The 11,666-nt window shown below is 68.2% G+C and carries 10 protein-coding genes and 1 pseudogene; 9 read left to right on the top strand and 2 right to left on the bottom strand.

Features of this window, described 5'->3' with window-relative positions; all coding sequences use genetic code 11:
- Window positions 1–1,297 precede the first annotated feature (1,297 nt).
- The 6 genes from IPN47_23990 (at window position 1,298) to IPN47_23965 (ending at window position 5,988) form a co-directional block, all read left to right on the top strand.
- Window positions 1,298–1,702 carry a hypothetical protein gene (locus tag IPN47_23990; GenBank protein ID MBK9411041.1) on the top strand — a complete coding sequence of 135 codons (405 nt, stop codon included), beginning with the start codon at window positions 1,298–1,300 and terminating at the stop codon, window positions 1,700–1,702.
- A gap of 138 nt (window positions 1,703–1,840) precedes the next feature.
- Window positions 1,841–2,122 carry a hypothetical protein gene (locus tag IPN47_23985; protein MBK9411040.1) on the top strand — a complete coding sequence of 94 codons (282 nt, stop codon included), beginning with the start codon at window positions 1,841–1,843 and terminating at the stop codon, window positions 2,120–2,122.
- Window positions 2,123–2,295: 173 nt separating this feature from the next.
- A complete protein-coding gene (locus tag IPN47_23980) occupies window positions 2,296–2,922 on the top strand; it encodes a hypothetical protein (GenBank protein MBK9411039.1) in 627 nt (208 codons plus the stop codon).
- Window positions 2,923–3,124: 202 nt separating this feature from the next.
- On the top strand, window positions 3,125–3,832 hold the full coding sequence (locus IPN47_23975) for a hypothetical protein (protein MBK9411038.1): 708 nt from the start codon (window positions 3,125–3,127) through the stop codon (window positions 3,830–3,832).
- Entirely contained in the window at window positions 3,829–3,999 is a 171-nt protein-coding gene (locus IPN47_23970; GenBank protein ID MBK9411037.1) for a hypothetical protein, read from the top strand. Before IPN47_23975 ends, IPN47_23970 begins: the two co-directional genes overlap by 4 nt.
- Window positions 4,000–4,092: 93 nt before the next feature.
- Window positions 4,093–5,988: an Ig-like domain-containing protein gene (locus tag IPN47_23965; GenBank protein MBK9411036.1), complete on the top strand. Its 1,896-nt coding sequence runs from the start codon at window positions 4,093–4,095 to the stop codon at window positions 5,986–5,988.
- Window positions 5,989–6,145: 157 nt separating this feature from the next.
- Here IPN47_23965 and IPN47_23960 read toward each other — a convergent pair whose 3' ends face one another.
- Both IPN47_23960 and IPN47_23955 read right to left on the bottom strand, forming a co-directional pair.
- The gene (locus IPN47_23960) at window positions 6,146–6,607 is read right to left on the bottom strand and encodes a polysaccharide deacetylase family protein (GenBank protein ID MBK9411035.1); all 462 of its coding nucleotides are present in this window, start codon (window positions 6,605–6,607) and stop codon (window positions 6,146–6,148) included.
- On the bottom strand, window positions 6,499–7,029 hold the full coding sequence (locus IPN47_23955; protein MBK9411034.1) for a polysaccharide deacetylase family protein: 531 nt from the start codon (window positions 7,027–7,029) through the stop codon (window positions 6,499–6,501). The genes IPN47_23960 and IPN47_23955 overlap by 109 nt, the downstream gene beginning before the upstream one ends.
- 327 nt (window positions 7,030–7,356) lie before the next feature.
- On the opposite strand from IPN47_23955, the pseudogene IPN47_23950 reads away from it, so the two are divergent.
- The 3 genes and pseudogenes from IPN47_23950 to IPN47_23940 all read left to right on the top strand — a co-directional run.
- Window positions 7,357–8,934, top strand: a pseudogene (locus IPN47_23950) (acetolactate synthase large subunit).
- A 523-nt stretch (window positions 8,935–9,457) separates the two neighbouring features.
- Complete coding sequence (locus tag IPN47_23945) at window positions 9,458–11,341, top strand: hypothetical protein (protein ID MBK9411033.1); 1,884 nt, start codon at window positions 9,458–9,460, stop codon at window positions 11,339–11,341.
- Window positions 11,342–11,353: 12 nt separating this feature from the next.
- The coding region (locus tag IPN47_23940; protein MBK9411032.1) for a hypothetical protein at window positions 11,354–11,666 on the top strand (313 nt) is incomplete at its 3' end.

The following is an 11,666-nucleotide window of genomic DNA, read 5'->3' as shown; positions in this document are numbered from 1 at the left end:
GGGTGCCGACAGTCAATCGCGTGGGTCGCAGGCCCGACGAGCACTCGAGGCAATGGTGGGGTGGGGGAGGAGGGCAGCGACCGCTTGCGGCCGTTGCCTCATCATCATGCCGAACCCTCTGGTCACCGCAACGTCCCGGCTCCGACTCGCGAATACGGCTTTGCCCCCTGGCGTGCCATGGCGGCGCTGCGCGGCTCCGCGCTACCGCCGCGCCCTCGCAGATCGCCTCGAGCGTCGCGAGCCCTTTGGGCCACGCCTCGTCCATCCTGCGACCGACTGGCGTGGTGTCGACGTCGATCAGAGCTCGGTCCCGCTGCCGTCCCAGCGGGAAGGCGTAGTTCTCAGGCGGGGGCCCACGCCTGCACGGCCTCGCTGTCGACGTCCTCGACCCCTTGTCGAGCACCGAGGAGCCGGATGGAGAGCCACTCCGGGGGCGACTCTCGGCGATTCCGCGATGACACCACTCCCGTCGGGCGCGAGAAAGCGAATGCGCGCCCCTGCTCACGAGCCTTCATACGTGGAGCCCCGCGGAAAAGGCGCTGGTCCACGCCTCCGAGCTCTGCGAGCATCCGGTCCCAAACCCGGGTGGTGGGCTACCATGCGAACGGCGTAGTGGAGCGTGGGCATGGGGACCTGCCGGGTGCGAGCACTCGGTGAATCGAGGGGGAGCGATCGCCGGGCAACACCGGCCCTCGACTGCTGCGTTATCATGTTGCCGACGTGCATTCAGACCACGCAGCGGCACGTCGCGCCCGGCGTTCATCAAGCGCGTGCGCCACCGGCGCAGTGCGTCCCAACTGGTCCACCCTGCCACACCCGCTCCAGATGTCCACCGCCGCACGTCTGCATGGCACCCGCCTCGCGCTGTCCGTGCTCGCTGTGAGCGCGAGCCCTCCCGACCGCCGTCGCCGCAGCAGGGGCGAGCTGAACGGCGCCCGCTGCGCCGGCCGTCACCGCCTTCGACACGAGCGTCTTTCAGGCGATCTCGTGGCGTAACATCGGGCCGTCGCGCGGAGGACGCGCGAACGCCATCGTCGGGATCCTGCCGCAGCCGCTGACGTACTTCGTCGGCTAGCACCGAGGCGGGCTCTGGCGCACCGGGACAACGCCGGGCTGTCGTGGCGCAACATCTCCGACGGCTTCTTCAAGACGAGAGCACCATCGGCGCCATCGCGATCGCCCCGTCCGACCCTACAACGTGATCTACGTGGGAGCGGCGAGCATGCGATCCGCGGGCAGTCGTCGACCTACGGCGACGGCGTCTACAAGAGTACCTACCAGGAAGACGTGGGTCAACGTGGGGCCTGCCGCCACGCGCCAGATCTCGGCCGTGCGGGTGCATCCCAACAACCCTGACGTCGTCTACGTCGCGTGGCGCAGGGCGACCGATGGCGCGGGAACGGCGGAGCGCGGGATCTACCGCTCGACCGACGGCGGCAAGACGTGCCGCTGCAGGTGCTCAAGGGGGAGAACGCGACCGAAGTGGCGCGGCGGGGCTGTCGGGATGGACCTGACCAACCCGCGCATCCTGTACGCGGCGATGGGACCACCAGCGGCACGCCGGGATGGTGCGCTCCGGCGGTCCCGGGGCGGGATCTGGAAGTCGACCGATGGCGGCGACAGCTGGAAGCGCCTCACGAAGGGCTCCCTGCTGGATCGGAACCCGGACGTGGCGGTCTCGCCGGCAAATCCGGAACGTTAGTATGCGATCGTCGAGGAGAAGGAGGGCTGTACCGCAGCGACGACGTGGGAAGAGCTGGCGCCCGCTGAGCGAGGATCGCCTGATCCAGACACGCTCGTGGTACTACATGATGTCATCACGACCCGCAGAACGCCGACGGTGGGTGATGAAACGCCCCCGTGCCTGAAGTCGATCGACGGCGGGCGGACGTTTGCGGTGGTGAACGCGATGCACGGCGACAACCACGGCTTCTGGATCAACCCGACCAACAGCAACTACCTGGCGAACGCCAACGATGGCGGCGGCTCGATCTCGCTGGATGGCGGGAAGAGCTGGAGCACGCAGGACAACCAGCCGACGGCGCAGTTCTACCCACGTGACGGTCGACGACGATTTTCCGTACAAGCCTCTACTCGGGACAGCAGGATAACCCGTCGGTGATCATCCAGTCGCGCTCCGACGGTTTCATGATCACCGAGCGCGAGTGGAACAACGGGCCTGGGGTGCGAGAGCGCTAACATCGGCGTGAGCGGGAAGCGCCTCGTTATGTGTACGGGGGCTGCTACCAGGGCCATCGACGAGCTGGACCAGGAGAACGGGTTGACGCGCACATCATGGCGTACCCGGAGATGAACCTGACGGAGCCGACCGACAAGACGAAATACCGCTTCAACTGGACGGCACCCATCGTGGTGTCGATGCACGACGAGAACGTGATCTACCACGGCGGCAACGTGCTGCTGCGTTCGCGCGACCGCGGCCAGTCGTGGGCGCCGGCCTCGGGGGACCTGACGAAGAACGACAAGAGCCGTCAGGGGTGGGGCGGCGGCCCGATCACCAATGAAGGGGCGGGCGGCGAAGTGTACGGGACGATCTTCGTGATCGAGGAGTCGCCGCACGATGCGAAGACGATGTACGTGGGCACCGACGACGGCAACGTGCAGCTGACGAAGGACGGCGGGGCGACGTGGACCAACGTGACGCCGCCAACGGCAGGCGATGGGTTGGTGAACGAGGTCGAGGTGTCGCCGCACGACCCGGGCACGGTCTACGTGGCCTATCGCAAGGACCGCGTGGGCGACCCGGCGCCGTACATCTACCGCTCCACCGACTTCGGCAAGACGTGGACGACGCTGGTGAACGGCTGCGCGCCGGCGAGCCGGTGCGCGTGGTGCGCAGGATCCCGAGCGGAAGGGGCTGATGTACGCCGGGACCGAGACCACGGTCTACATCTCGTATGACGGCGGGGCCCGGTGGCAGCTCTTCGCCGGCAATCTTCCGGTTGTCCCGGTGACCGACCTCGAGGTGCGCCACGGCGACCTGATCGCCCTCCACCGAAGGGCGCGCGTTCTGGATCCTCGATGACCTGTCGGTGGTTCGCCAGCACGCCGATTCGCTGGCCTCGGCGGCGGCGCATCTTACCAGCCGCGCACCGCGCTCCTGGTGGGCGGCGGTGGCGGCTTTGGTGGTGGCGCGGGTGCCAACATGGTGGGGCGCAACCCGCGCAGCGGCGCGGTGATCAACTATCGCCTCGCGTCGGCCCCGGATAGCGCGACGACCGTGCGCCTGGAGTTCCTCGACAGCAAGGGGGCGGTGGTGCGTTCCTACTCCAACAAGGAAGGGACGGGACCGTCGCGCCTCGCGCCCAAGGCTGGCGTCAACACCTTCGCTTGGGACCTGCGCCGCCCGGCGCCGACGACGTTGCCGGGGGTGCTCCTCTTTGGCGCCCCGGGTGCCGGAGCGCGCGTCCTGCCGGGGACGTACAGCGTGCGGCTGACGGTGGGGACCACGACGCGCACGCAGTCGTTCGAGGTGAAGCAGGATCCGCGGCGCGAGACCCCGATGCCGCAGCTGGCGGAGCGTGATGCGGTGGCCAACCTGCTGGTGACGCGCATTGGCGAGATCCACGATGCGGTGCTGCGGGTGCGCGACCTCAAGACGCAGGTGCAGGGCTTCGTGACGCGCACCAAGGACGCCGACTCGGCCAAGGCCATCGGCGCGATGGGTGGGACGATCGTGAAGAAGCTGGAGACGGCCGACCCCAAGCTCACGACCAAGGCGCAGAACGGGCAGGACATCATCAACTACGCCAACGGGATCAACGGGCAGTACGGCTTCCTGCTGGGGCAGGTGGAAGGAACCCCGTGTTGACGCAGGGGGTCAAAGAACGGCTGGCCGAGCTGGAGCGGCTGTGGCGGACGCTGCGGACCGAGGTGGAGACGATCGAGAACGTCGACATCGCGGCCTTCAACAAGCTCCTGCAGGCCAGCAAGGTCGAGGGGGTCATCGGGAAGAAGAAACCCGGGACCGTGATGTAGTTTTCAGCGGCGCCCCGAAATCGCTCCGCGGTCCGGCACATCGGGCCCGCGTGTTCGGGGAGCCGCCTTGCCATTCGCCTCATTCCGTACGCCATGATGCAGTTTCGCACGCGCTCTCGTTCGCCGCGCCCGGCTGTCGGTCGGCGCTCGCGCTTTCTCCCGCTGGCCGTCCTCGCCCTGGCGGCGCTGTCGGCCTGCGGCGACGACCCGTCCAGCCCGACCATCCCCGGGAAGATCTCGCGCGTCGGCGGCGACTCGCAGTCGGTGGTGGCCGGGACGGTGATGGCCAACCCGATGGTGGTGGAAGTGCTGGCGCAGAACGGCAAGCCACTCGCGGGTCAAACGGTCACATGGTCGCTGGCCACGGGCGCGAGCGGGACGTTGCCGTCGTCGACGAGCATCACCGACGCGACCGGGCGGGCCTCGCTCGGCTTCACCGCCGGCACCGTGGCGGGAAAGGCGGAGATCACGGCGATCGTCGGGTCGCTCCAGGGGACGATCTTCTGGCAACAGGTGGTGGCAGGGCCGGCGTCGCTCCTGGCCAAGTTCGCCGGTGATGGGGCCGCTGGGTTGGCGGGGGCGGGGGTGCAGGTGGTGGTGAAGGTCACGGATGTCCACGGAAACGCCGTGTCGGGGGTGACGGTGTCATGGGCCGCCGGCAGCAGCGGCGGAACGCTGAGCGACGCGACGAGCACGAGCGACAGCGCCGGGCTGGCCCGCGTGACGATCACCCTGGGGCGAGTCCGGGGCTCTACACCGTGCGCGCGACGAGCGGGACGCTCCCCGCGGCGACGTCTTCAGCGTGACGGCGATCTAGCCTCGCGGCCCGAGACGGGGCTGGAGCATGCGGGGTGCAGCGGACCATCGCTGCGCCCCGCGATTCGTTGTGGGGGGAGCGTCTCCGTCATGTGTCATATGGGCAGGGACCGGCGTATCCCCCACCGTCGGTACGATACCCGTTTCGGAGACTCCACCATGTTTCGCCCTGTTCGTTCCGCAGCCTTGTTGACCCTTCTGATCGGCGCGGGGGCCTGCGCCGATTCCCTCGGCACCGGCGATTCGACGCCCACGGTGAGCCAGGCGTTGACCGCGGCCTTCACCACCGTGCCAGCCGAGTTCTCCAACAACACGTCGAGCTTCGGCGGTGACTCCGACGGCGTGTCGAGCCTGTGGCTTCCCGGCCCCGGTGGGCGCTCGTTCGGGCGCGAGGGGTTGATGGGGGGCGGACTGGGTGACGCGTTTGCCGGGTCGATGTCGGCCGGGCGCGGCTTTGGCCATCACGGACCGTTCGGCGGGCGCTACGGTGGCGGTCGTACGTGCGATGGCACCTTCAGTGCCGGCACCGGATGGTTTGTCTGCACCCCGGTCACGAGGAATGGCGTGACGGTGAACCAGCAGATGCAGTACAAGACGACGGCTGGCGTCGTGCAGTCGGCCTTCGACACCGCGACCACCAACTCGGTGCAGGTCAAGACGAACGTGGCGGGTACGGTGAGCTACGTGCGCGACTCGTCCAAGGGACCGTCGTGGGGCGGCCGGAAGGGTCCCCCGCACATCGGGCGCCTGATTGGCGACAGCACGACGATCCTGACGGCGAACACGACGCTGGGACACACGAGCGACCGGACGGTGGCGGGGCTGGCCGCCGGGAGCACGAAGCGCACGGTGGCCGGGACGTCGACCGGTGAGGAGTCGACCACCGGGACGTCGAGCAAGGGGAACTTCACCGCCAGGCGTGTGGCCGCCGACACGACCCGTGGGGTCGAGATCCCGATCGTCGATGGCAAGCCGACGTATCCGACGGCCGGCACGGTGATCCGCACGATGACCGCGACCGTGACGTTCGCCGGGGCGACGCCGATCACCGCCAGCCGCCGCGAGGTCATCACCTACGACGGCAGCGCCACGGCCAAGGTCGTGATCACGATCAACGGCGAAGTGAAGAACTGCACGATGGCGCTCCCGCGCGGGCGCCCGAGCTGCTCGTAACGCCACGGACGCCCCGCCAGGCGCAATGCTTGGGCGGGGGCGACGCTCGTGGTGATGCAGGTGATGCAGGTGATGCAGATGATGCAGTGAGAACGATGCGTGCGAGTTTGCCGCATCCGACCCCCCGCCGGCCGTTCCGGTGGGGGGTTTTGCGTGCCTAACGTCCCGGCCGCGGCTTCGCGGGGGCGCCCGTGGCCGCCCCGGGCCTGGGCGACGGCTTGGCCGTGGCCGGGAGCGCGGCGGCCGCCGACGGATCCACAACCTGCGCGAAGCGCTTCATGTTCTCGGTCATCGGGACGGCCTTGAGGCGCCAGCGATCGCGGATGCTGTTCCAGGGCCCGCCGGTGTAGGCGCGGGCGGCGCGGTAGCCGGCGGCGCGCACGGCCGAATCGCCGGCAGCTGCAAGGGCACCGAACGGATATGAGAAGTACTCGGTGGCCGTGGCGCCCAGCTTCGCCTGCAGCTGCTCGCGGCTCCCCGTGACCTCGGTGTGCATCTGCTTGGCGTCCTTCATCTTGTCCACGCGCACGTGCAGCGAGGTGTGCGAACCGATGGTGTGGCCCGCCTGCTGCAACTCCTTGAACTGTGCCCACGTGAAGTAGCGCGGGTTGCGGTCCATGGCGTGCGTGAAGGGAAGAAGGTCGCGGTGAAGCCGAGCTTCTTGAGGACGGGGATGGCGTTGGTGTACTGGTTGAGGCGCCCGTCGTCGAAGGTGATGACGACGGCCTTGGGCGGAGCGTGCGCTTGCCTTCCAGCGCTTCGACGAGCGCGGTGAACGAGACGACCGGGATCCCGTGCTCCTTGAGGTACTGCATCTGCGCCGCGAAGACCTCGGGGCGCATGGTGAGGTCGGCGCCGCGCACGCCGCGGGCGTCGGCCGACGACTGAATGTTGTGATAGACCAGGATGGGGACCCGCAGGGAGTCCGGCGGTACGGTGGGGGGCGAAGCGCGTTCCGTGCGGGAAGCGCGTTCCGCGTTCCGCGGGAAGCGCGTTCCGTGCGGGCGACGGCGATTGAATCGGCGTCGGACGTGAGTGCATCGGCGGGGAGCGTCGCGGCGCCGAGCGTGAGAGCCAGAATGAAGGAGAGCATCGCGGGGAAAATAGCAGGACGCCACGCGCGACATTCATCCCCTCGGAGCCGGTCTCGAGTGGCTATCGAGAGTGGGGCGCCGAGCATAACGTTTCGGCGCGCCTCTCGAGGTTGGACGTGCTGCGGCGGGGGCGTGTTCCGGCGGTTGCGGGGGGCTCACTTCGTTTGTTGTGGGTGGACTCCGGTGTTCGCCGGGGGCTCACTTCGTTTGCTCGGGTGGACCCCAGCTTTCGCTGGAGTGCTCACTTCGTTCGCATCCTCTTCGTTCTGACGACATGATTCGTGGTGCCGATCTCCTGTTGCGGTCGCTGGCCCAGTCCGGGGTCGAGCTCTGCCTGGCCAATCCGGGCACGTCCGAAATGCACCTGGTCGCGGCGCTGGACGCTGCCCCCTCGATTCGCGCGGTACTGACGCTGCACGAAGCGGTCGCGAGCGGCGCCGCCGATGGCTGGGGGCGCGTGACGGGGCGGCCGGCGAGTACGCTCCTGCACCTGGGGCCGGGGCTGGCCAACGCGCTGTCGAACCTGCACAACGCCCGGCGCGCGGCGACGCCGCTGGTGAACATCGTCGGCGACCACGCTACCTATCACCTGGCGAACGACCCGCCGCTGCACAGCGACATCGCGGCGCTCGCGGGAACCGTCTCGGCGTGGGTGCACGCCGTGCCGTCAGCCGCAACGATGGCGGCGGCGGGGAGGATGCCGTGCGAGCGGCGATGGGGCCGCCGGGGGCGATTGCGACGCTCGTTGTCCCGGCGGACGCGGCGTGGGGGGAGGTCGAGGCGGCGGCGGGCGAGGCGGCGCTGCGCGCGAGCGTTGCATCGCGCTCGGCGCCGCGCACGGGGGCGCCCCCCGCGAGCGAGCGCGTGGAGGCGATTGCCCGGGTGCTCGCCTCGGGGGAGCCGACGGTGATCCTGCTGGGCGGCGCGCGATGCAGGGCGGAACCCCGAACGGGGCGGGCGCATCGCGGCGGCGTGCGGGGCCAAGCTCTGCAGCACCCCGTTCACCGCCAACATCCGGCGTGGAGCGGGGACGGTCGCCGTGGAGCGACTGCCGTACTTCCCCGAGATGGTGCTGCAGCTCCTGGCGGGGGTGCGGCACCTCGTCCTGGTGGATGCGCCGCCGCCGGTGGCCTTCTTTGCGTATCCGGGGCTCCCGGGGTCGCTTGTCCCGGCCGAATGCACGGTCCACACCCTCGCCAGCGGAGCCGATGACGTGACGGCGGCGCTGGATGCGCTGGTGCAGGCGACGGGGGCGGCGGCGACGGAGGCGGTGCGGGTGCCGCGGGCCGTGCCGCCGGTGGCGAGCGGCCCGCTCACCCCGGCCACCTTTGCGCAGACGTTCGCGGCGGTGCTCCCCGAGGATGCGATCGTCTGCGACGAGGCGATCACCAATCGCTTTCCGGCGCTGGTGGCGAGCGCCGGGGCGATGCCGCACGACTGGCTCGACATCACCGGCGGCTCGCTCGGCCTCGGGATCCCGATGGCGTTAGGCGCCGCACTCGCGGCGCCGGGACGGCGGGTCATCAACCTGCAGGCGGACGGGAGCGCGCTGTACACGCCGCAGGCGCTCTGGTCGCTGGCGCGCGAGGGGGTGGACGTGACGACGGTGATCCTGGCCAACCGGCGCTACCGGATCCTGGAGTACGAACTGCAGCGCCTGCAGCTCACGGGGGCGACGCGCGGCCGTGCCCTGACCGACCTGTCGCAGCCGCCGGTCGACTTCGTGCAGCTGGCGGGGTCGTTGGGGGTGCCGGCGGTGCAGGTGACGAGCGCGGAGTCGCTGGCGGAGGCGTTGCGGCGTTCGTTTGCAGCGCGCGGGCCGCAGGTGATCGAGGCGGTGCTGGGGGAGTAGGGGGGAGTCGACGCTGGGTCGAAGCGCGCCGGGCCGCGCGGCGCGAGCCCGTTCGATCTCCGTCCAGCCGAATCGATGGCGCGCTCGCCTCGATAAAGCCGATGGGACTCGTGGGTGTGGGCCGACGACTGCGATGGCGCTCGCGGGAGCTGTTCCGCACGCCACCGAGTGGAAGGGCGGCGACTCGACGTCAGAAGCTCCCCGCCTGCGCGAATCGTGGTCTCGCGTGGCACGCCCGTGGAAGAGAAGGGATGCCCGGAAGGGTTCCCCCGAAAACGCCGCGTCGTCCCCCATCTGATTTCGCCCCCGCGAAGAATCCGTGTCAGCTGACGCTCGTCTGACGCATAAGTGCGCAGTCTTCGCCACGGCTGATACTGACACGTGGTCGGAGGTTCGAGTGGCACTGACGACATCAGAAATCGACGAAATCGCGAGCGCCCTTTCGGCTCGATTCAGCACTCGACTTGTGCCCCCAGGTCCGAGACGGGAGGCTCGCTCCCGCACGGTACCGAAGACGGAGCGGGTGAAGCGCACCGTAGTGAAGGAGGTAAAGGAGCGGCAGTTGAACTTTTTCGGCGCTGCGCTGGGCGCACTCACGGTGGCCTTCTCGATCGCAGCCGTGATCGGAAACGCGCCGTCGCTGGCGATCGCGATTGCGATCCTCGGTGGCGTGTTGTCCTTGATCTCGATCTCCCAGGTGGTCGTGCGCAAGGTCGAACAAGAGGTCGAAGAAGACGTCGAGCGGACGGAGGAGATCGTGGAGATCGTGGAGTCTCCGCCGAGCGACAGTGAGCGAGAAGCGACGCGTCTCCGCATCTCCGTTGTCAGGATTCGCCTCCCGGTCCTGCTGTGTCCCGCCGGACCACGTCGACTCCTTCTGGACGGAAGCGGAGCCGCGGGGACGACGACGCTCCGCCTGAGCCGTCTTCGAGATGTGCAGGCCCTTCAGTCGTCCATCGCGGCATACAAGGAACTGCTCGCGTTACCGATCCCAGTCGTCCTGACAGATGAGGAGCGCGAGGCCGAGGCGGCCCTAAGTGGAGATGCGCAGGCGCTTCATGGGTTGGAGGCGCGGATCGCGTCGTCACTTGAGCGCGTGCGACAGTGCGTGACGGACGTCGAGACGGTCGAACTGGAAGTGCCGCTGTTGCGGGAGGAGGCGCTGCCACCGCTGCATCGAGCGACCCGTCTGGCTGGGCCACCGAACGACCCACGGCTACTCGCCCGCCTCCGTGACGCCGTCATCGAACTGCGACGGAGTGACCGTTCGCTGAGCGCTGATGAATTCACCGATGCCCTGTCGAGTATCGAGTGGCACTTGGAACGACTCGCTGAGGTGCGCGAGCTGTCGCTCCAGCACGTCATGGCGCCGCTCTGCGTCAACCTCGGACAGGACTTCCACTACTCGGCGTTCAACTTCTTCTGTCCGGAATGCAACCGCAAGGCGCAGATCGATGCGCTCGCACGAGACTATGCCGTGGCGAACTCGAATGCGCACGCGCCGATCGGATTGTCCGCCAACTCGCGCTGCAGCTACAACATGGCGCGTGGTGACTGGGAGTGTCGCGCGTGCGGTCGTCAAACCAGCAACCCGGTTCCTGTGCATCGCCTGCTGGACGAGATTCTCCTCCCGACGTTTGACAGGCTAATGGAAGAAAACAAGAACGAGCGGATTGCCACGTACCATGACGCGCGCAGCCGCGATCTCGAGTATGCCAATGCGATGCAGACCGAACTCGAGAACCTGCACCAGCGCAATCGCAGTGACGTGGAATCGCTGCTTCAGGAGCAGGGACGATTGAGTGCGCAGGCGGCCGGTGAGGAAGAGGCCATCGAAGGGTTAGCGTCCGTGCAGCGCGCCTACAACGTGAAGCAAAGCGCGTTCCTCGCATCAATGCTCGCGGGGCATGCCGCCATCGTGCAAGAGATCGCGCAGTCTCGCCGAGAGGCCCACGGGGAAATGCATGCCGCCTTCCTCAAGGAGCGCGACGCGATGACCAGTGCCATGCAGCAATGCAGCCGTGCCAAGCGCATCGAGGATGAGAAGCGCGATGGAGTTATGCGCGACATCGCCGTGAACATGCGGAAAACGGCGGTGGCGTCCGAACGCACGGCCCAAAATACGACAACTATGGTGTCGCAGTTGGGGCGCATCGAGGTCAACACGGCCAGAACGGCGGCGGCGACTGAGCAGACAGCCACCAATACGGCGCAAATGGTACAGCTCCAGCGAAAGAGTAACGCGATACAGGCCGCGACGGCGGAACAACTCGGAGTGGAACGGAGTCCGGCGTGGTATGACGTGGGCGGATGGGTCGACAAAGGGGTCGCGGACGTGTCCAGCGGAATCCTCGGTGAGGACGCGATCGCGCGCCACACGCGCTACAACAATTCCAACTTCGACTGAGGCAGCCTCCCGATGTCCACCGAAGTGCGCTTCCCCAGTAAGATGACCGTCGAGTCTCCCAAGACCGACGCCCTCATCGATGCACAGATCGCTGCTTTCAGCGCCCTGAGTCGGAACCTGGAGACGGGATTCTCGAATCTCCTGTCGGGCATGAAGACGCTCGAGCGCATGCCCGACCTGCTGCTGCGTTTTCAGACGCAGATCGAGTCACAGCTGAGCACGATCTTCACGCACCAGCTTGAAGCGGGCATCCTGTCACGCCACGCGGCGCTCCTGTCGCTGCGGCGCACCGCCACCGCGATCGAAGGCTTGCTGCGAGAGAAGA

Source organism: Gemmatimonadota bacterium (assembly GCA_016719105.1).
Classification (GTDB): Bacteria; Gemmatimonadota; Gemmatimonadetes; order Gemmatimonadales; family Gemmatimonadaceae; genus SCN-70-22.
Note: the sequence above shows the minus strand (reverse complement) of the source record. Positions and strands in the feature narration are given on the sequence as shown.

What these genes read in the sequence shown, in the direction of transcription:
- IPN47_23965 (MBK9411036.1), top strand. Translation starts at nt 4,093, where the DNA reads ATGATGCAGTTTCGCACGCGCTCTCGTTCGCCGCGCCCGGCTGTCGGT.
- IPN47_23955 (MBK9411034.1), bottom strand. Translation starts at nt 7,029, where the DNA reads ATGCACTCACGTCCGACGCCGATTCAATCGCCGTCGCCCGCACGGAAC.
- IPN47_23980 (MBK9411039.1), top strand. Translation starts at nt 2,296, where the DNA reads ATGGCGTACCCGGAGATGAACCTGACGGAGCCGACCGACAAGACGAAA.
- IPN47_23960 (MBK9411035.1), bottom strand. Translation starts at nt 6,607, where the DNA reads ATGGACCGCAACCCGCGCTACTTCACGTGGGCACAGTTCAAGGAGTTG.